General features: G+C 64.3%; 11 protein-coding genes. 3 read left to right on the top strand and 8 right to left on the bottom strand.

The genetic code is table 11. The annotated features are described in order from the left end of the window. Positions 1–45 precede the first annotated feature (45 nt). From FHS96_RS17335 to FHS96_RS17325, 3 genes are all read right to left on the bottom strand, one after another. Entirely contained in the window at positions 46–2,940 is a 2,895-nt protein-coding gene (locus FHS96_RS17335; RefSeq protein ID WP_429594291.1) for a TonB-dependent receptor, read from the bottom strand. 144 nt (positions 2,941–3,084) lie between these two features. Next, on the bottom strand, positions 3,085–4,473 hold the full coding sequence (locus FHS96_RS17330; RefSeq protein WP_429594288.1) for a glycosyl hydrolase family 28 protein: 1,389 nt from the start codon (positions 4,471–4,473) through the stop codon (positions 3,085–3,087). After that, a complete protein-coding gene (locus tag FHS96_RS17325) occupies positions 4,470–6,188 on the bottom strand; it encodes a glycoside hydrolase family 43 protein (RefSeq protein ID WP_429594285.1) in 1,719 nt (572 codons plus the stop codon). The genes FHS96_RS17330 and FHS96_RS17325 overlap by 4 nt, the downstream gene beginning before the upstream one ends. Positions 6,189–6,310: 122 nt before the next feature. On the opposite strand from FHS96_RS17325, the gene FHS96_RS17320 reads away from it, so the two are divergent. Further along, a complete protein-coding gene (locus FHS96_RS17320) occupies positions 6,311–8,269 on the top strand; it encodes a glycoside hydrolase family 97 protein (protein ID WP_429594282.1) in 1,959 nt (652 codons plus the stop codon). A gap of 16 nt (positions 8,270–8,285) precedes the next feature. Here FHS96_RS17320 and FHS96_RS17315 read toward each other — a convergent pair whose 3' ends face one another. After that, positions 8,286–9,182, bottom strand: coding sequence for an ROK family protein (locus tag FHS96_RS17315; RefSeq protein ID WP_429594279.1), 897 nt, complete (start codon positions 9,180–9,182; stop codon positions 8,286–8,288). Between the two features lie 35 nt (positions 9,183–9,217). After that, on the bottom strand, positions 9,218–10,282 hold the full coding sequence (locus tag FHS96_RS17310) for a LacI family DNA-binding transcriptional regulator (RefSeq protein WP_429594277.1): 1,065 nt from the start codon (positions 10,280–10,282) through the stop codon (positions 9,218–9,220). 140 nt (positions 10,283–10,422) lie between these two features. On the opposite strand from FHS96_RS17310, the gene FHS96_RS17305 reads away from it, so the two are divergent. Further along, positions 10,423–11,679 (top strand): oligosaccharide MFS transporter, encoded by a 1,257-nt coding sequence (locus tag FHS96_RS17305; RefSeq protein ID WP_429594274.1) that lies wholly within the window; start codon positions 10,423–10,425, stop codon positions 11,677–11,679. Then, positions 11,676–12,854 carry a glycoside hydrolase family 88 protein gene (locus tag FHS96_RS17300; RefSeq protein ID WP_429594271.1) on the top strand — a complete coding sequence of 393 codons (1,179 nt, stop codon included), beginning with the start codon at positions 11,676–11,678 and terminating at the stop codon, positions 12,852–12,854. The genes FHS96_RS17305 and FHS96_RS17300 overlap by 4 nt, the downstream gene beginning before the upstream one ends. 16 nt (positions 12,855–12,870) lie before the next feature. Here the strand turns inward: FHS96_RS17300 and FHS96_RS17295 are convergent, their stop codons facing one another. From FHS96_RS17295 to uxaC, 3 genes are all read right to left on the bottom strand, one after another. Beyond that, positions 12,871–13,440 (bottom strand): hypothetical protein, encoded by a 570-nt coding sequence (locus FHS96_RS17295; RefSeq protein ID WP_429594268.1) that lies wholly within the window; start codon positions 13,438–13,440, stop codon positions 12,871–12,873. A gap of 578 nt (positions 13,441–14,018) precedes the next feature. Continuing rightward, on the bottom strand, positions 14,019–17,837 hold the full coding sequence (locus FHS96_RS17290) for an FG-GAP-like repeat-containing protein (protein WP_429594265.1): 3,819 nt from the start codon (positions 17,835–17,837) through the stop codon (positions 14,019–14,021). 1,523 nt (positions 17,838–19,360) lie between these two features. Beyond that, entirely contained in the window at positions 19,361–20,785 is a 1,425-nt protein-coding gene (gene uxaC / locus FHS96_RS17285) for a glucuronate isomerase (RefSeq protein WP_429594263.1), read from the bottom strand. Positions 20,786–20,790: the final 5 nt, after the last annotated feature.

Here is a 20,790-nt window from a genome sequence, read left to right as displayed (position 1 = left end):
AGGGCATACAGGATGGCGGCAATCATTCTGCCCTTCGGGCAGCGTTCAGCTGCCGAAGCTGTAGCGCAGGGTCGCGCCGAAGTTGCGGCCGTTGACGAAGTGCTGGCGCTCGATGCCGGTTTCGAGGCCGGGCTCTCCGATGAAGCGGTCCGCGGCCTCGTTGGTGAGGTTGGAGGCGGTCAGCGACAGCGAGAAATTGTGCGGCAGCTTGAAGTTCAGCGAGGCGTCGAGCAGCCCGAACGAACGGATGTAGCGGCCGTCCATCGGGTTGGCGGCGACGCCGAACAGCACCGCCTTCGACCGCCACGTATAGACGACGCGCGCGGAGACCAGATCATCCTCATAGAGGCCAGCGACAGAATAGGCATATTTGGAGGTCAGCGGCTGCATCGTGTCGACGCGCTGGCCGTTGAGCGTCAGCGGGTTCTTGGTCTCGACATAGGTGAAGGAGCCGACGACACCGAAATGGTGGAGGATGTCGGGCATGAAGGGATAGTCGAAGAAGGTCTGCGCGGCGAGCTCGATGCCCTTGGCGGTGCCCTTTTCGGCATTGACCGTCTGGGTGATGAAATATTGGCTGCCCGAGCAGTTCTGGTTGGTCGTCGGCGCGGGCGCGCCATCGATCGCCTGGCAGGATGAGATGCCGCTGAAGAAGCCGTCGATCTTCTTGTAGAAGAGCGCGGCCGAGACATAGTTCACCGACGAGAAATAATGCTCGATGCCGAGATCGAAGCTGTCGGCCTTTTGCGGGCGCAGGTCGGGATTGCCGCGGCTGCCATTGCCCAGATTGGTGTCGAGCACCAGCGTGGGGTTGAGCGCTGCGAGATCGGGCCGGGTGATCCCCTTGCCATAGCCGAAGCGCACCAGCGTGTCGGGGGTGATATAGCCCGTCAGATTGAAGCTGGGCAGCGCATAGGTGTAGGAGGAAGCGCTCTCATTGGGGATGATGTTGGTGGTGCCCGGCTGCGTGATCTGCGCGCGGACGAAGGTGTCCGTCTTCACCACGCGGATGCCGGCATTGCCCCGCAGGCGATTGTCGAAGAAGCCGAAATCGGCGACCGCATAGCCGGCATAGCTCTTCTCGCTGAAATAGCGCCGGTTGAGGATCAGCTCGGTCAGCGCATCCTCCGGGTTGATGCCGGCGAGCGGGAAGCGGCCGCGGACAGTGTCACCCAGCAGCGCATCGGGCGAGAAGACGAGGAAGCCGCCGCTATAGCCGGCCTTGCCGTCGAGGAAGTTGGTCGGCGATCCTTCGACGAGATCCGCGTTCGCGGTGACGGGGATCGCGTTCGACCGGTCCGCCGCGAGCGCGAGCCCGTTGGTCGTCAGGTTGCGGCCGGCGAAGCTGAAATTGCTGTAGCGATCCTTCTGCGTCGCGTAGCGGCCGCCGACCCTGATCGCCTGCAGGAAGGAGTCGTCGAAGGCATATTTGAGATCGAGCGCGGCGGCGATGCCGTCATCGTCCCAAACCTGATTGGTGCCGTTCGCATAATTGTTGAACACCCAACTGCTCGGCGAGGCGAGATCGGGGCCAGTGATCGAGACGCGCTGCGGAGTGCCGAGATCGCGGCTGATGTTCCAGGCGAGGCCGGCGGCGGAGGAGAGGACGACCGAGCGATTGTCCTGATACTGGTCGGCCTTCACATAGGAGAAGTCGAACTTCACCTCGAGCCGCTCGGTCGGCTGCCACTTGACGCCACCGGCGAGCACGAAGGTCTTGTACTCGCGATGCTCGTCGCCGCCGGTGGTGGTGAAGGTGGAGTTGAGGAAGGTGCCGCCGACGATGTGCTGGCCGGAAAGCAGTTCGTTGGCGCCGCCATTCGCGTTGCGGTTCGCCAGTTGCTCATCGAGCGTGAAGGCTTCCGTGGCGAGGCCCTGTGCGTAGCGGCTGTCGCTGGCATTCAGGAAGCGGTAGTTCTGGTGGTAGAGATAATAGTTGTAGTTGCCCTCGGCGTAGAATTCGAGCGTCGGGCTCGGCTTCCACTGGATCGCGCCGCTCAGCCCCTTGCGCGTGCGCCGATAATCTTCCTGCGAGATATTGTTCTGGACGCCCGCCGATGACAGCAGCGCGGCGCGCTGGCTTTCGGGGAGGCTCGCCGGGTTGACGTCCGCCAGATAGGTGACGTCGTTGCGGCCGAGGAAGGCGGGGTTGAGGTTGAGTCCGCTGCCGACATTGGCAGCATATTCGGCGCTGTCGGCACGGATTGCACGGCGGAATTGGGTGCCGCCCACCGACGGCGTATTGTCACCCCGGTTGAAGCTCTGCGCGTAGCTGCCCGCGACGAGCACGCCCAGTTCGCCGCCATCGCCGACATCCCAGCGCTTGGAAAGCATGCCGAAATATTCGGGCGTAAGCTTCTTGCCGAGATCATTGTAGCGCCCGCCGACCGCGGCGGAGATCGCCATATCCTTGAAGTCGAAGGGCTTGCGGGTGCGGATGTTGACGAGGCCGCCGATCGCACCCTCGATATGGTCGGCCGAGGGATTCTTGTAGACGTCGAGCCCGGCGACCATGCCGGGGCTAGCGCCCTCGACGTTGAATTCGCGGCTGCCGGCGGTGAAATAGGCGCGGCCGTCGACGCGCGAGCCGGTCTGCCCGGTGAGGCCGCGGATGGTGAGGCCCGAGCCGTTGCCGACCGGCGACGACGCCTCTCCGCCGAAGCGATAGGCCTGCACGCCCGGTACGCGGGTGAGCGTTTCGGCGACGTTGGGATCGGGCAGCTTGCCGATATCGTCCGCGGTGATCGAGTCCACGATTTCCATCGTGTTTTTCTTGATTTGCGCGCTGTTCTTGAGGCTGGCCCTGAGGCCGGTCACGACTATGTCCTGCGTCGCTTCCTCGTCGACCGGTGCCTGTTCAGGCTCGGGCGCTGCCTGTGCAAGGAGGGGCGCCGGTGCGCAGGTTGCAAGCAGGGCGGCGGTCAACTGGATGTAGCGCATTTTTCCCCTCCACGATCAGCTTTCCGGCGAGGCGTATGCACCCCGGCCGTGAATCGAGTTGTTATCGATAGCAGTTCAGATATCGATAACAGAAATGCCGCGCAACTCTTTTCTGGGCGGCGCGGAGCTGCGGTTGCGGCAGTGTCAGCGGGTGACGGAGATGTCCGTGACGAAGCGGCCGATATCGATGTCGGCGTGGCGCAGTGGCATGTCGCCGATGCGGACATCCTCGATGCGTATGTCGCGCACCTGGCGGTCTGCGGCGTAGCCCGCGAGCACCGGACGGTTGATGTCGCCGCCGCGGAAGCGGACGTTGCGCAGCACCACCTTCTCGATGCCGCGCCCCGGCGCGAGGCTGTATTTCCCGTTGAAGACAGTGCGGAAGTTGAACACCATCCCTTCTTCGATATCGTCGATGCGGATGTCCTCGAAGGTCACGTCGCGGACGAGGTTGTTGTCGCCAGCGGTGATCGCCAGCGCACCCTGATAATCGCGGTCGTCCTCGTCATGGCCGAGGATGTCGATGTTGCGGAACAGCAGCTTCTCGATGGTGCGCGGCTGATCCTTGCTGCCGTGCAGGCCGATATTGATCGGGTGCGCGACATCTGCCCACAGCGTCGAATTGGTGATGCGATAGTTGCGCGCATCGCCATGATAATCCCAGCGATCGCCATAGATGGCGATGGCGTCGTCCGATGTGCGCAGGAAGACATTGTCGATGGCGACGTCCGAACAGCTCATCAGGTCGAGCCCGTCGGTCCAGCTTCCGGCGCTGAAGCTTTTGAGGTTGCGGATGGCGAGGCCGGTCGATTGGCCGCACATCAGCGTGTAATGCTGGGGGTTGAGCACGACGGGGCCGTCGATCGTGACGTTGCTGGAGAACAGCACGGTCAGCCCCTCCTTCCCGCCTTCGAGGATTCCGTGGCCGATCACGCGGACGTCATGCGCGTTGCTGATGTCGATCTGGCCCTGCACGATCGCGCCGCCGGCGATGGTGACCGTCTTGTTCGATCCGATCGCGAATTTGGTCTGGCCTTCGGGCAGCACATGGATGCCCGGGCCGAAATAGATGCTGTCCGGATCATCCTTCGCGGGCGGGGCCTCGGCGATCGGATTGGCGAAGAGGTGGAGGTTGTGCAGCCGGTCGCCGTCGAACTCGATCGAGAGATTGGTGGGCTTGGTCAGCATGAAGGTGGCGGTGCGCCCCTCCAGTCGCGCCGCCACCTGCTTTGCGCCAGGGCGGACCTCGGCCCGGCGGACGTCGCCATTATTCTTCTTCACCGCCACTTCGACGGGGCCGCGCATCGCGAAGCTGACCATGGAGGCGCGTTGCGGCGCATCGAGATCGACCATCACACGATATTCGTAGAGATCCTGCCATGTGCCGCCGGGTGTGCGGACGCGCACGGTAAAATCATCATTATGATGGGTGTAGAGCGCCTTGCCCGGTGGCGGATCATAGATGACAAGCTGGGCATGGCTGGTGGCGGCGGCGAGCGCGGCCGCGAGCACGAACGCGGAGGTGCGGATCATTTTTCGATCCTGAACCAGTCGAAATCGGCATGGCCGACCGTCGTCGCGGCGGCCGCCGACGTGCCCGAGGCGGCCTGTGCGAAGAGCCCGATCTGCGTGCCTACCCAGCGCCCCGGCCGCGTCTCGAACGCGTTGCCGAGCGGAGTGAAGTTCGTGCCGTCGAGGCTGTAGCTGAACGACACCAGCATGTGCGTTTCGCGGAGCATCGAGGGCCAATAGGGGGTGGAATCGGGGGGCGGGACGGTGATCGTGGTGGGGCGGGCGGTCAGCCGCAGCCAGACCGCGCCGCCTTCCAGCCGTGGCCCGTTGAGCGTCGTGATCGGGGCGCCGGGCCGCGTTTCGGCCTTGTCCTCGCGCACGATATGCAAGCCATCGCCCTGCTTCTCCACGCCGATCCAGGCGAAGCTGGCACCATGTACGGTCAACCCCGCGCGTTCCCCTGTGCGAAGCGGTGCGAAGGCCATGCGGGTGGTGGCGGTGAAGGCGAGTGCCGGCAGTTTCTGCGAGAGGATCGCGCCATTCTCATAGAAATCGCGGGAGCCGCTGATCGATTTCAGGCGCAGATGCCCGTCCTTGACCGTCATCCAGTCCGCCGACGGATTGCTGCCGAACTGCCAGGCGAGGTTGGGCGCGGTGTCGAAATCATCGTCCGCCACCGGCGCGGTGCGCGGCTGGCCGGCAACGGGTTTGCGCCCGCCCGCAACCGGCGTGCCGCGCCCGTCACCATCGGGGTCGGCGCCGATCACGGGCCAGCCCTTGCGCCAGCGCATCGGCTGGAGGTGGACGATGCGGCCGTAGCTGTCGCGATCCTGGAAGTGCAGGAACCAGTCCTCTCCGGCAGCGCTGGTCACCCAGGCGCCCTGGTGCGGGCCGTTGGTTTCGGTCGCGCCCTGGTCCATCACGTCGCGGCCCTCATAGGGGCCGGTGATCGACCGGCTGCGGAACACGCCCTGCCAGCCGCCCTTCACGCTGCCGCTGGGCACGAACACATAATACCAGCCGCCGCGCTTGTAGAGCTTGGGGCCCTCGGTCGTCTGCCACGGGCGCGGACCCAGGCTGGACATCACCGGCGGCTGCGCATCGCCATCGACGATAATCCGTTCGGCGCCCTCGGTCGCGGTGCCATCCGCATTCAGCCGCTTGAGGCCGATGATATTGGCCTTGCCGGCACGGCTGCGGGCATAGCCATAGATCAGCCAGCCGGTGCCGTCCTCCTCCCAGAAAGGTGCCGGATCGATGACGCCGGTGGTCCCTTCGACCAGCACCGGCGTGCTCCACGGCCCGCGCGGATCGCTGGCGGTGGTGAGGAAAATGCCGCGGTCGGGATCGGGATAATAGATCAGGAAGCGGCCGCCATGATGGCGGATCGCCGGTGCCCACACCCCGCCGCCGCGCCGCGGCGTGGCATAATGCGCCTCGGGCGGCACATGGGTGAGCGCGTGGCCGATCAGCGTCCAGTTCACCAGATCGCGGGAATGGAGGATCGGCAGCCCCGGCACGTCGGTGAAGGAGGATGCGGTCAGATAATAATCCTCGCCGACGCGGATGGCATCGGGATCGGAATAATCGCCGATCAGCACAGGGTTACGATAGGTACCGTCACCCTGATCGGCGAACCAGCGGCCGTCCTCAGCCAGCGCGGCAGACCCGGCAGACAATGCCAATGCGGCCACGCCCGCTTTTGCCAGCCTCATTCCGCCCGATCGCCGACGCATCGCTCTCTCCTCTTCCTTGGGTTGTGTTAGCCGCGTGTTATCGATATCACAAGATCGTGCAAGATCTTGCGCGACGGACGACGCCGATCGTCCGCGCCAGACCGGAGGGGACGATCATCATCATGCAGAGCACCCGCCGCCAGATGCTGGGCGGCCTTGGCCTCGCCGCGACGACGCTGACCACCACGCGCGCCACCGCGGCTGCGAAGGACGGCCAGACCCTGTCGGTGCGATCGCCCAATGGCCGGATCGATGTGCGCCTGCATCTGCCGGATGCCGCCAACCCCCTGCCCCGCTGGTCCGCCCGCGACGGCGAGGCGCCGATCCTCGAACCGTCGCGGCTGGCGCTTATGCTCGGCGACGGCAGGCTGCTCGGCGCGAAGGCGCGCTTGATCGATCATGCCACCAGCCGGATCGATGGCGACTGGACGCCGCCCTATGGCATTGCCGCCCGCTACAACGGCACCGCCAACCAGATCGAGGCGCGCTTTCGCGACCGCAAGGCGGGGATCGATTTTGCGATCCGGCTGCTGGCGCATGACGACGGTATCGCGGTGCGCTTCGTGCTGCTCAGCGGCCGCAAGCAGGTCATGCTGGGCGGCGAGGCGTGCGACTTCCGCTTTCCCGTGGGGACCGAGGTGTGGAGCAGCCGCGACGAGGGCGAATATGTCCGCTCCGCGCCAGGCCGGATCGGCCCGCCGCCGCATCCCGAATTGACCAACAGCACCGACAAGGGGCCGCTTGCCGACACGCCGCTGCTCGCGATGACTCCGCAGGGGCTGGCGCTGTCGGTCTGCGAGTCCGATCGGCTGCATTATCCGCGGCTGATGTTCGCGCCCGGCAGCGATCCGCAGACCGCCACCACTCATCTGATGCGCTTCCCCGGCCGCGCCACCGGCTATTCGGGGCCGGGCGAAACGCACCCCGCGCCGGTGTTTTCGATCGATACGCCGTTCACCACGCCATGGCGCCTGATCCTCGTCGCGCGCGAACCCGCCAGGCTGCTGGAAAAGGCGGGGCTCGTGGCGACGCTCGCGACGCCCAACCAGCTTGGCGACAGCGGCTGGATCAAGCCCGGCCGCGCTTTCCGCATCCGCAAGCCCTACAGCAATGCCGGTGCGGAAGCGGGCATCGCCTTCGCCGCCGCGCGCAGGCTCGATTATGTCGAGTTCGACGCGCACTGGTATGGCGACGGCACCGATCCCAGCGATGCCACGCGCCCGATCGACGGGCTCGACATGCCCGGCATCATCGCCGCGGCGCGCGCGAAAGGGCTCGGCACGATCCTCTATGTCGATCGCGTGCCGGCGATGCGACAGCTTCGGGAAATCGTCGCCACCTATCGCCGCTGGGGCGTGGCGGGGATCAAGTTCGGCTTCATCTGGGAGGGACGGCAGGAGGATGTCGACTTCATCCACGGTCTGGTGAAGACCTGCGGCGAGAACCGCCTGCTGGTGAACCTGCACGACAATCTGCGCCCCGCCGGGCTCGAACGAACCTTGCCCAACTATGTCGCGCTCGAAGGCGTTCGCGGTAATGAGCAGTTCCCGACCGCGCGGCACAACGTGACCTTGCCGTTCACGCGCGCGATCTCGGGGCCGATCGATTACACGATCTGCTACGATCATTATAAGAACCAGACGACCAACGCGCACCAGCTTGCGATGGCGGCGGTCTATTACAATCCGCTGACCTTCCTCTACTGGTATGATGAGCCAGCCAAATATGCGGTCGGATCGTGGCCGGCGCTGCGCTGGTTCGACGAATGTCCGACAAGCTGGGACGAAACCTGTGCGCTTTCGGGCGCACCCGGCGAACATATCGTGGTCGCGCGCCGCAGCGGTGCGCGCTGGTTTCTCGGTGCGATGACCAATGAGCAGGCCCGCCGCATCGAGCTCATGACCGATTTCCTGGGCGGGGGGCGCTGGCAGGCGACGATCTTCGCCGATGGCGCGCCGCATGCTGAGGCGCGGCGTACGCCGGTGGTCGTCACCCGGCAAGATGTCGTGCGGGGCGAGCCGATGGTATTGAACCTCGCACCGTCGGGTGGTCAGGCGATCCTGTTCGAGCCGATCGGATGATCGGCGGCGCGGCGCATCAGGCCGCGTCGCGCGCCGCTTTTTCCGCCAGCAGATAGGCGCCGATCAGGCCCGAGGGCTCGGTGCAGGCCGGGGGCACGATCCGCGCCGCCATATCCTCGGCGGTGGTCGCGCCGCCGAAATAGCCCCCCAGGAGCTCGGCGGTGCAGGCGTGGATCATCGGGAATAGCTTGTCCTGCTTCATCACGCCGCCGCCCAGCACGATCCGCTCGGGCGCCATCATCAGGAACAATGTCATGCAGAGCTGGGAGAGATAATCGGCCTCGACCGCGCGGAACGGATGATCATCGGGCAGATCCTGCGCGGCACTGCCCCACGCTGCGGCGATCGCGGGGCCGCTCGCCAGCCCTTCCAGGCAATCGCCGTGGAAGGGGCAGATGCCCGCAAACCCGTCATGCAGCGGATGGCGGCGCGGTAGGATATGGCCCGCTTCGGGATGGCCGAGGCCGTGCACCGGGTGCCCCTCGCTCATCAGCCCGACGCCGATGCCGGTGCCGACGGTGACATAGGCGAGCTGCTTCACACCCGGGCCAGCCGCGGCGGCCTCGGCGAGCGCGGCCGCGTTGACGTCCGTCTCGATCACCATCGGTACGTCGAGGATCGCGCGGGTGCGCGCCAGCATGTCCGCCCCTTGCCAATGCGCTTTGGGCGTGGCGAGGATCTGTCCGAAGCGCGGCGCGGCGGGGTTGAGTTCGACCGGGCCGAAGCTGGCGATGCCGATGCCGCCGATCGGGCCTTGGCGCGTCGCCTGCGCGAAGAATTCGGCCACTTCAGCGAAGGTGCTATCGGGATCGCGGGTGGAAACCACCGCGGTCTCGATCGAGCCGCCGCGCGCGTCGCCGATGCCGCACACGAATTTGGTGCCGCCCGCTTCGATGGCGCCGAACAGGGTCATGGTCACTCTCCCGAAGATTGTGTCGCGCGTGCCGCTCAGGCCGGCGGTCGCGGGCCGGTCGACGCGCGCTCGACGAGCGTCAGCATCTCGCGGATATGCTTCACCGCCGGCGTGCTGCCGGTGCGCGCCTCACGCACCTGATCGCTGAGCAGCGCGACCGCGCGCGAGGCCATGTCGGATATCGGCTGCCGGATCGTCGTCAGTTCCGGCCAGATGGTGGCGGCGATCTGGGCATCGTCGAACCCGGCGACGCTGAGATCGGTGGGGATCTTCAGCCCCATGCCGTGCGCGACCGCGGTGATCGCCGCTGCCATATCGTCATTGCTGGCGAAGATCGCGGTCGGCCGCTGGTCGGATTTGAGCAGCCGTTCGGCCGCGTCGAGGCCGGAGCGATAGGTGAACAGGCCGGGGGCGATCCATTCGTCGCGGATCATCAGCGATGCGCCCGCCATCGCCGCGCGATAGCCCTGTTCGCGCCGCTGCGACGGCGAATGTTTGGGATCGCCCTGGACGAAGCCGATCGCGCGATGGCCAAGGCCGATCAGATAGCGCGTCATGTCGAACGCGCCCTTATAGTCATCGATGATGATCGCGGAGACGCCCTCACGCGGGATCGCGGTGGCGAAGGCCAGCGGGATCACGTCCGACTTCGCCGCGAGCTTCAGCACCGCTTCCGAATCGCACAAGGGCGGCGGCAGGATCACCCCGCCGATGCGTGCCTCGATCAGCCGGTGGAGGCCGGCGAGCGCTTCCTCCTCCGTCCGCCCCGGCTCGATCAGGAACTGGCAACCGCTCTCGCCGCTCTGGCGGAACGCACCCATCAGGAAGGTGCCGAGGTTGGAGGACGCGGGGTTGGAATAGATCGCCCCAACCCGCACCGCGCTGGAAAAACTGCGTGCGGTGAGGTTGGGCGAATAATCGAGCTCCGCGATCGCGGCATTGACGCGCTGGCGCATCGCTTCGCTGACATGGCGCTTGCCGGTCATCACCCGCGATACCGTCATCGAGGACACGCCGGCGTGGCGCGCCACATCGTGGATGGTCACGACGGGGCGGTGCGCGCTCTTGGCGGCGTCCGCCGGCGTGTCATCCTCATCCATCGTCGTTCCACTCCTCTCGCCCGACCGGGCTCTGTCGGCTGATATCGATATCCCGTCGCGCGGCGCTGTCAACCGAATGCGCTTGCCAAGCCGCTTTTGGCACTTCATATGTGATATCGATAACAGATATCGAGGATGTCGTGGCCTCTCTCCGGACGCGCAACTACACCGCGCTCAGCGCCTTCATGTTCTGCTTCTTTTTCGCGCAGGCGATGGCGATTTCGCTGCTGTCGATCTGGCTCACGCGATCGTTGCACCTGAACGGTACGCAGGCCGGCACCGTGTTCGCGGTCAATTCGGTGGGGGCGATGCTGGCGCAGCCGGCCTATGGCTTCATCTCGGACCGGATGGGCTTCCGCAAGGTCGTCCCCACCGCGATCGCTTCGCTCGTCATCCTCGCCGGCCCCTTCTTCCTCTATGTCTACGCGCCGCTGCTGCGCTGGAGCCTGCCGCTCGGCGCCATCGCCGGGGGCCTCTATCTCGGCTTCACCTTCATGGCCGGCAGCTATGCGCTGGAAAGCTATGTCGATCGCGTCGGCCGCAGATATGGTTTCGAATATAGCCGGGTGCGGCTGTGGGGATCGATCGGTTTCGCGAGCGCCGCGGCCTTTTCGGGCCGGCTCTACAACCTGGATCCGGCGATCAACTTCTTCCTCGCCAGCGCGGCGGGGCTGCTGCTGCTGCCGCTGATCCGGCTGACGATGATCGAGCCCGACCCGGATGCGCAGGCCGCCGCCGACCGGCTGACGCCGCGCGACACGCTGGCGCTGCTGACGCAACCTGCCTTCTGGCGCTTCATGATCCTGATCCTGGGGGTGACCAACCTCTACCTCGTCTACGACCAGCAATTCCCCTTCTATTTCTCGTCGCTGTTTCCGACGCCCGAGCGGGGCAATGCGATGTTCGGCTATCTCAACGCCGCGCAGATCTTCGTCGAGGCGGCGGGGATGTTCGTCGCGCCACTGATCGTCCGCCGGATCGGCGCGACGCGCGGGCTGCTGCTGGCGGCGATGATCATGATCCTGCGCATCGCCGGATCGGGGCTGGCGATCGGCCCTGTCACCATCTCGATGTGCAAGATGGCGCATGCGATCGAACTGCCGATCCTCGCCGTCTCGCTGTTCCGCTATATCGCCTTCCACTTCGAGGCGCGCTTCGCGTCGACCGTCTATATGGTCGGCGTCAGCTTCGGCCATTCGCTGGGGCTGGCGATCCTCTCGCCGATCGTCGGCATCAGCTATGACCGGATCGGCTTCCAGCACAGCTATTTCCTGATCGCTGGTTTCGCGCTGATCTTCTGGATCTGGTCCTTCTTCGCGCTCTCACCGACGCCGCCCGAATATCGGCCGCGGCAACGCACCGGGCGCCATCGCCCCCTGGAGACTCCCGCCCAATGACGTCCATCGCCTGCGAGCCCCTCGCCCCGCGCCTAACCGACCCGCTGGACAAGGCGGCGCTGGACGCGCGACTGGCGGCGGCGCTCGCCCGTCTCGATCGCATGCTGCCCCAGTTCGGCGACTATTTTCCGGCCCCCGCCAGTGAGAGCGGCATTTATGCCGCGATCGACAATGTCGAATGGACCAACGGCTTCTGGACGGGGATGCTGTGGCTTGGCTGGCAGTTGAGCGGCGAGCCGCGCTATCGCGCCACGGCCGAGCGCAACCTGCAATCCTTCGCGGCCAGGATCGAGCGGCGCATTTATGTCGATCATCATGACCTGGGCTTTCTCTACACCCTCTCCTGCTGCGCCGGCTATCAACTGACCGGTGACAGAATGGCGCGGGCATCGGGGCTGGAAGCGGCGAGGCTCCTGCTCAAGCGCTTCGATCCGGTCGCCAACGTCATCCAGGCGTGGGGCGACATGCAGGATCCCGAACAGCGCGGGCGGATGATCATCGACTGCAACCTCAACGTGCCTTTGCTCTACTGGGCAGCCCGCGAGTCCGGGGTACAGGAGTTCGCAGACGCTGCTGACCGTCATCTCGCGCAGGCGGCCGCGCTGCTGGTGCGGCCAGACGCCTCGACCTTCCACACCTTCTATGTCGACACGAGGACCGGCAAGCCACGCTATGGCTGCACGCACCAGGGCCATTCGGACGACAGCAGTTGGGCGCGCGGGCAAGCCTGGGGCATCTATGGTTTCGCGCTCGCGTGGCGGCACACCGGCAGGACCGCCTATCTCGACATCGCGGCCCGCCTTGCGCATCATTTCCTCAATCGCCTGCCGAGCGACGGCATCTGCTGCTGGGATTTGATCTTCACCGACGACGACAAGACTCTGCGCGACAGTTCCGCCGCGGCGATCGCCGCGTGCGGCCTGCTCGAACTCGCGCAGGCGCTGCCGCTCACGGAGAATCTGCGCCAGACCTACGAGGCCTGGGCGACCGCGATCGTCGTCCGTCTGGGGGACGCCTATTTGGCGCCTCTCGAAGGTTCGAATGCGCTGCTGCTCCACGCCGTGTATCACATGCCCAACAAGGCCGGCGTAGATGAGGCCTGCATCTGGGGCGATTATTTCTACCTAGAGGCACTGATGCGCCTGCGGCATCCGTGGCAGCCCTACTGGGCCTGATGGTTCGTGCGGGCTGTCAAACGCGCGGCGCAGCGCGCAACGCAGCCAGCGTGTCCCGAGTGATGGTGTAGATCGCGGTCCGGCCGGCGCCGCGATTCTCATGGTCGATGCGATAGCCGGCATAATGCCGCCGGACGAGGCCGGCCCTGAGCAATTCGGATACCGCGCGGCTGATGTTGGTCTGACCGGACCGGCGCATGCGCGCGCGCAGCCGATCATGGATCATGCGTTCGAGCGCAGCCTTGTCCATAGACGCGCGATTTTCCCGCGCGACATCCGCACGAATCTCCGCCTCGATCGCGAGGCGCCGGGGATCACGCCTGGCCAGCGGCAGTTGCGCGTCGCTCAGCCAGTCCCGGATAAGCACGCGCCGTTCGCCGACGCGCACCCACGGACCCGCGACACCGCGATCATCGGCAACCTGGCCGATGAGATTGAGCACCATGAAGCAATAGCGCGGGCGTTCACATATCGCTGTCAGCCGATCGATGATCGACGCCACGCTCACCGGCGCTTCGGCCGCAGCCGCGACCGGCGACCGGGCTGAGTTCGGGCTGGGCGCGGTGAACAAGTCGGGTTGGAACATGGGAACATTCCAAGCACAGACCGATTCGGCTGTGAATCCCCCTTCTTCGCCGGGCACGCACATTTCCCGCAAATGGCACTTTACCGTCGGTAAAGTGCCATTGGGGACATTGTCGAGGGGGCTGCGCTATCGCCTTAAAAAGACACGCCGGGCGGGTACCTTAGGCGGCGCACAGCGCCACGTAGCTGCGAGATCATGATCCGTCGCTCAGTCATACGATAGGCACGGGCGGTGCGGCGCCGCGCCCGATGGAACTGGCGCAACGATGGCCGTCCGCCTCCCGACGCTGCACTGATTAAGCCGATCAGTGAGTTCTTCCACGACGGCGACGGGCCGCGGCTCGCTCCTTATGGCTGTGAATGGGCCGGAACGCGCTGTAGTGGCTTTAAAGTGGTAAGCACCAAATTCGAACCCGTTGTTTGCCGCGGGTGATGCGGGCACGGTTGCAAAGCGTAAATCGTCTAGCGTCGAGTGTTTAATGTGATTGCGCGTGCCGTGGCTGCGAGGATGGTAGCAAGCGAGTGAAGCACATGGGCCCGGCGTGACCGCAATCTTCGGTCGCCAGGCCCACCGGAAGGTTAGAGCACAGGCGGCACGGTATCGTGCGCGATGATGCTCCACTCCGTCGAAGGCCCGGCGCTGTACAGGACATTCTGTTGGAAGCCGCTGCCGGTCGACCGCCAGGCCGAAATCGCGCCATTGCTGTTGTGCCACAGGATATCGGCGCGACCGTCATTGTCGAAGTCGGTCACCTGAGCGACGTCCCAGCTCAGGGGTGCCGAACCGATGACCGCGCTTTTGGTAAAGCCTGTGCCAGTCGATTGCCATATCGCGATCCCGCCATTGTCGTGACGCCACAGCAGATCGTCCTTACCATCGCCGTTGAAGTCGGCGATGCCCGCCACATCCCATGCAGTGCCGGTGGAGCCATCGAGAAAGCCGACGGTGGTCAATCCGGTGCTTGTCGCGTTCCAGATCGCGACGGTGCCATTGTCGTGGCGCCAGATCAGATCCTCCTTGCCATCCCCCGTGACGTCGCCCAGCCCCGTCACGTGCCAAGCAGTGCCGGCCGACGCGCTGTAGAAACTGTTCTGAACGAAGCCATTACCCGTGCCGCTCCACACGGAAACCGCCCCGCTCGCGTTTCGCCAGAGGATATCGTCCCTGCCGTCGCCGTTGATGTCGCCGGTCGCCGCCACCTGCCAGGCGCTGCTGACTGCCATGTAATAGCTGTTCGCCGCGAAGCCCTTGCCGTTCGACGTCCACACCGAAATCGCACCGTTGGTGTTGCGCCACAGGATGTCGGATCGACCATCGCTGTTGAAGTCGAACGTTTCGACCGGCCGCCAACTCGCATCGACCCCGGCAAAGCTTGCATTCTCGTTGAAGCCGCGTGCGTCGACCGTCCAACTGCTGACGGCGCCCGCCTTCGCCCAGAGAATGTCGGCGCGTCCGTCTCCGGTGAAATCGGTCAACTGGCTGTCACGGCTGGCCAGGCGCAACACGACACCCGCGCCGCCGCCGGACGGCGCTTCGGTGATCAACTGGCCGCCGATGACGCCACCGAGCGTAAGGCTGTACGCACCAAAGGTCAGGACATTGCCAACCCTTTGATAGGTGAAGCTCGCAAGTTGCGCATCGGTGACATCGATCCTGTCGCCCAGCGACAGATCAGTGATTATGTCCCCAGCCATCTCGTATCGCGTGCCGGAAAACAGATCCGCGCCCGCGCCGCCGGTAAGCGTGTCGGCACCCGCGCCGCCGACGAGCGTGTCGTCATGGTCGCCGCCATCCAGCGCATCGTTACCAGCGCCGCCGATGAACGTGTCGGCGCCGGCATCGCCCTGCAACTGGTCGTCGCCAGCCCCTCCGTCAAGCAGGTCGCTGCCGTCCCTCCCCATCAGCGTGTCGGCACCGGCTCCGCCCTGCAACTGGTCGTCGCCCGCCCCGCCATCGAGCAGGTCATTGCCGTCGCCGCCCATCAGCGTATCGGTACCGGCCCCGCCCGACAGCTTGTCGTTGCCAACTCCGCCGTCGAGCAGGTCATTGCCGTCGCCGCCCGTCAGAATGTCGGCACCAGCCCCGCCCAACAACGTGTCGTTTCCAGCCTCACCCAGCAATTGGTCGTCGCCGGCTCCGCCATCGAGTTCATCATTGCCTGCGCCGGCCCAAAGCGTGTCGTTGCCGCCGTTGCCATAGATCCTGCCGCCGACTTGCCCGTCGCGACCGTCATAGACATCGTCGCCGATGTAGAATTTGACCGCGCCCTCGATCGTTCCGCGATTGGTCAGCCTTACGGATAGGCTTTCGTCCCGCATCCAAAGGTCGGTGGAGTGGTTGTAGGGGCCGTCCTCGGGAAAGCCGTAGCGGTCGACAACCGTGCCTGCCGCGAGCGTGATGGAACCGCCCAGGCCACCGCTCAACAACGTGTCGTGCAGGGTGCTCGCCGAGAGCGTGAAGCGGGCATTCTCGCCTACGAGGATCCGGTTCACATCCACGACATTCGAAAGCGCGATCGTTGGCGCAGTCACATAGCCGACGTTCACCCCCAGCGTTTCGAAGCCAGTAACGCCGGAAAGACTGTAGGCGACGTTGACATCGTCCCTGCCGATGACGTTGAACATGTCTCGACCCGAGCCGCCGTCTATGCCCTTGAATGTCGGCGCGGCACCACCGGACAGCAGATTGATGGTCAATTCATCATTGCCGCCGCCCAGCGCGATCGCGCCACCGATGGCCGATCCCTGCCCAATGAACACGATATCCGTCGCGTTGCTGCCGGTGATCGTCCGGAGGCTGGAGACGATAAGGTGCAGGACTTGGCCAGCCAGCGTCAAATCAACCAGCGGGTTCGCCGAATTGACCAGATTATAGTGCGCTGTCGATCCGGCTTTTTCAAGCGTGATAGACTGAAACCCGGAGAAGTACTGGAAGTTGCCGTCGGCCTTGAGGATGAGATTTTCGAAACCGCTGACCGAGGACCCTAAGATGGCATAATAGGTGTTGGAGATTTCCAGCGTGTCGATACCGGTGCCACCAGCTGCCCTGATCGAGGCGCGTTCGGAACCGAGGACGCGGTAGAGATCGTCACCCGCGCCGAGATCGGCAAGACCGGTCTGCCCGTCCCGCTGCGTCACGACATCGTTGCCATCGCCCCCGAGCACGACATCGTCACCGCTGCCGGCGTCGATCGCATCATCACCGGCTCCGCCGCGAAGCGTGTCATTGCCCGCGCCACCATGGAGCACGTCGTTACCATCACCACCGTTCAGCTCATCGTTGCCATCGCCGCCGATCAGTTGATCATTGCCTGCCCCGCCGTCGAGGAGGTCACTGCCGGCAAGGCCGTAGAATTGGTCGTTGCCGGCATCGCCGGTGAGCGTATCGCTAGCGGACGTGCCGTTGATGACCGCCGTGGACACCCGATGAATGCCATCCGCCGCGACGAAGATAAGATAATTATTGTCGTTGGTCAACAGCAGGTTATTACCAAAATTTTGAGATAAGCCATATGGCTCTGGCAAATTTACAGTTTGATCAAGTGCGTATGTGCGCACAATCGTCCAACTGACTGTCGACATCTGGATTATCGTCTTGCCGCTCACGTCCAGCATGTAGAGATTGAGACCCTCTGAATCGAAGGCCATGCCGGCTATGGCCGGCGGATATCCATATTGATCACGCGGCAGGTCGTTCCTCAGATTTCGGACGAAATTCATCTGATCGTCGAAAATGAGCAAACCGGTGCCATTTGCTGAAAACGCACCATTGGCGCTGAACGCTTGCACGCCTCTGTTAAATCCTGATCCGTAACCTGTCCCAATTAATACGGGGACGTTACCGGAAAAATCAAAGAGGTTGAGCGGCGCGTCGGAGATGTTCGCCTCTCCGATCAACACACGCGTCCCCGTCGGATCTGTCGAGATCACGCTATTTTGCCGCACACTCGTGCCCAACGTCGTGTATCTACCGGTCGTCAGGTCGAGCAGTTTGAGGTCAATCCAACCAGACCCCTGGAATTGCTGCGTCAGCAATACCCTGTTGCCGGTCAACACCGACGCATCGTGGAAGCTGTAGTCGAGCCAGCTCGTACGGAAATTATAGTTGATGACCGCGCCGGTACGTGTGTCGACCCGGTGGGTCGTGACCGTGTAGCTGGTGTCTCCGTACTGGCCGACGGTGCTCGCTACTGGCGTATGTTCCGTGACGATCAGGAAGCTGCCGTCCTGGGAAACGTCCATGCCGCCGAGAGTCGTCCCGACTTTCCAAGTCGCCTTCAGCGTTCCCGTATCGACATCGTAAACGCGAACCCTTCCGTCGCTTCCAGCAGCATATAGGGTTTCCCCGTCCTTGCTGAGAACCTGGTCATTCGCAGCGATCGTACTGATCTTTGTCATGAAATCTCCCCCAACGATTCGGTGATAGCTTTTGCCGACGGCACTGCCAATCCCAATGCGTTGAACAACTAACTGACTCGTCATGCATTTTTTTCTGCATCGGCGATTCACAATCGTACACGATTGACGAAGCGGGGTTTATGCCATCCTCTGCATCAGGCTTCTGCTCGTTTCTGTCGTATCCGGGCACAGGCGCGCCTACACATCCCGCCAAGTTGTCGGGCAAGCAAGACAGGCACTTCGTTGCTCCGTCTGATCTTATCTTCGGCCGCGACTGTTTGTGGGCGAGCGTAAGACTATTTTATGCTGTCTTGGCGCTACGAGAATCAGCGTTGGCACCGGCGGAGGGAGGAACGCCGCTGCGATTATGTCGATCCAGGTGAGCGAACCGCTCGGCCAGCATTCCCAGCGAAAAGTCGTTCCCCGACTTATCGGGCGTATCAAGAGGCCTCAACTTGAAGCTCCACGCCGCGTGTGGCGGAGAGAGGCAATCGCTCGCCATGCTACTAAGCGAGGGTCAAATGAGCGACTACAAAGCCGCTGTCCCCTTGATCGCTGATCAGGTTCGCAGTCGAGCCGTTCGCTCGCTCATTCCGCTTTGCGAAGGGCGTCGTGGCCATAGGCGATAGCCGGGGCAACAGCCGTCCGCCGAAAAGCTGCCAAGGGCGCTCGCGGCAAGGTTCGTGGCGCCCCCGTCCAGATTCATCACCCGGGTGCCGGCCGCGGCCTGTGCCAGGAGGACATTGGACATGTTGGCAAGAGACCAGTCGCCGCGAAGATCATGACGGTTCTGCTCTGCCTCCTGCCGATGAGCGCAAACATGGTCACGCGAGCGAGCAGCAGCACCACGCCGGCCTGACCCTCGCATCATAATTATTGGAACGATGACGAATCATCATTCTTCGGGCGTCCGCCTTGCTGTTCGACATGGACGGAACGCTGTTCGGTTCCACCACCGTATCCGAGAGGATTTGGCGTCGACGCGCTATCGAGCGCGTCGTCGGCACCGAGGCTGTCCTTGCCTACTCGCATTGCTGCCGCACCCTCGACACGACCCGCCAATTCTCACCGGATAAAGAGAGGGTGCTGGTCGGAGCGCGCAGCATTGAGGCGCAGGAAAAATCGCCGATGAGGACGGTGCCGTGGCAGTCGACTGGGCGAAGGGCCTTCTGGAAAAGCTCCCTCGCGATCAATGGGCCGTCGCGACTTCGGTCGGGCCAACCCTGGCCGGGCGACAACTGTCAGCGGCAAGGCTGCCCCTTCCATCGATATTCATAACAGCGGCCGACGTGGCAGTCGGTTAGCCGGATTCTCACACGGCCATGATGGACCGCTGCTGACCTTGCTCGCAAATTTAGACGTGATCTGGTGGCAGGGGCAACTTCGCTCAGCCTTCAGATGCCGGATGGCTCGTCGATGTAGAACCGATGTTGATCTCCAGCAGTGATCAGGCGTGCTTCTGGAGCGTTGTCGGAGCGATAAGTCCTCTCCCCCATGTTGCGAGAGCGGGCTTATCGCGCCTTTCAAAGCCGATACGCGGCCTTGACCAGATTATAGGCAAGGTCTTCCGCCACCGCGAACGCCTCGTCGCGGTCGAGGCGGTGCTCGGCCACCAGCTTCGCCAGGAAGCCGCAGTCGATGCGGCGGCTGAGGTCGTGCCGCGCGGGGACCGAGAAGAAGGCGCGGGTGTCGTCGTTGAAGCCGACCGTGTTGTAGAAGCCGCCGGTTTCCGTCACCTGCTCGCGGAAGCGCTTCATGCCTTCCGGGCTGTCGTGGAACCACCAGGCCGGGCCGATCCGCAGCGCCGGATAATGGCCGGCGAGCGGCGCGATCTCGCGCGCGTAGGTGGTTTCGTCGAGTGTGAAAAGGATGATGGTCAGTTCGCGTTCGTTGCCAAAGGCGTTGAGCAAAGGCTTGAGCGCGCGGACATATTCGGTGGATGAGGGCCAGTCGTCGCCCTTCGCCTCGCCGAACGTGCCGGTGACCGCCGGGTTCTGGCCGCGTAGCGCGCCGGGATGGATCTGCATCACCAAGCCGTCGTCCAGGCTCATTCGTGCCATTTCGGTCAGCATTTGGCCGCGGAAGCGCTCGGCGTCTGCGGAGCTTGCCTGTCCGGCAGTGACGCGGCCGTAAAGTGCGGCGGCGTCTTCCTGCGGCAGATTTTCGGTATGCGCGGTCGGGTGGCCGTGATCGGTCGAAGTCGCGCCGCCATGCTCGATGAAATAGCGGCGGCGGTTGGCCAGCGCGGCGAGATAGCCGGCCCAGTTGCCGACATCCTCACCCGTGATCCGGCCGAGTTCGGGCAGATCCTCGGCGAAGCGGGGATGTTCGGGATCAGTGACATTGTCCGGCCGGAAGGCGGTGACGACACGACCGCCCCACCCGCTCGCGCGGATCGCGCGATGGTGTCGGAGATCGTCGAGCGGGTTCTCGGTCGTCGCCAGCGCCTCGATGCGGAAGCGCTCGAACAGTGCGCGCGGCAGGAACTCGGGCCGCTTCAGCTGCGCGTCGATCTGGTCGTAGATGCGGTCGGCATTGGTCGGCGAGAGGCGTTCGGTGATGCCCAATATGTCGTGGAAGGCATAATCGAGCCACATCCGGCTCGGCGTGCCGCGCAGGAGGTGAAAATTGTCGGCAAAGCGGCGCCAGATCTTGCGCGTATCGGTCTCGGTCCAGCCGCCGTCGATCCGCGGCACGCCCAGTTCCTCCAGCGGCACACCCTGGCTATAGAGCATCCGGAAGATGTAATGATCGGGGATGATGAACAGGCTCGCCGGATCGGGAAAAGGCTGGTTCTCCGCGAACCATGACGGATCGGTGTGCCCGTGCGGGCTGATGATCGGCAGGTCCTTGACCGACCGGTAGAGTTCGCGCGCGATCGCACGGGTTTCGGGATCGGCGGGGAGCAGGCGGTCGGGATGCGGCGCGAGCGGCGCTTCGGTGGTCATGAGCT

The organism is Sphingomonas zeicaulis (genome assembly GCF_050433225.1).
Taxonomy (GTDB): Bacteria; Pseudomonadota; Alphaproteobacteria; order Sphingomonadales; family Sphingomonadaceae; genus Sphingomonas_D; species Sphingomonas_D zeicaulis.
The sequence above is the reverse complement of the archived record's forward strand: the minus strand, read 5'-3'. Positions and strand labels throughout refer to the sequence as shown.

Coding starts and splice junctions, on each gene's coding strand:
- FHS96_RS17335 (WP_429594291.1), bottom strand. CDS start 2,940: ATGCGCTACATCCAGTTGACCGCCGCCCTGCTTGCAACCTGCGCACCG.
- FHS96_RS17330 (WP_429594288.1), bottom strand. CDS start 4,473: ATGATCCGCACCTCCGCGTTCGTGCTCGCGGCCGCGCTCGCCGCCGCC.
- FHS96_RS17325 (WP_429594285.1), bottom strand. CDS start 6,188: ATGCGTCGGCGATCGGGCGGAATGAGGCTGGCAAAAGCGGGCGTGGCC.
- FHS96_RS17320 (WP_429594282.1), top strand. CDS start 6,311: ATGCAGAGCACCCGCCGCCAGATGCTGGGCGGCCTTGGCCTCGCCGCG.
- FHS96_RS17315 (WP_429594279.1), bottom strand. CDS start 9,182: ATGACCCTGTTCGGCGCCATCGAAGCGGGCGGCACCAAATTCGTGTGC.
- FHS96_RS17310 (WP_429594277.1), bottom strand. CDS start 10,282: ATGGATGAGGATGACACGCCGGCGGACGCCGCCAAGAGCGCGCACCGC.
- FHS96_RS17300 (WP_429594271.1), top strand. CDS start 11,676: ATGACGTCCATCGCCTGCGAGCCCCTCGCCCCGCGCCTAACCGACCCG.
- FHS96_RS17295 (WP_429594268.1), bottom strand. CDS start 13,440: ATGTTCCAACCCGACTTGTTCACCGCGCCCAGCCCGAACTCAGCCCGG.
- FHS96_RS17290 (WP_429594265.1), bottom strand. CDS start 17,837: ATGACAAAGATCAGTACGATCGCTGCGAATGACCAGGTTCTCAGCAAG.
- uxaC (WP_429594263.1), bottom strand. CDS start 20,785: ATGACCACCGAAGCGCCGCTCGCGCCGCATCCCGACCGCCTGCTCCCC.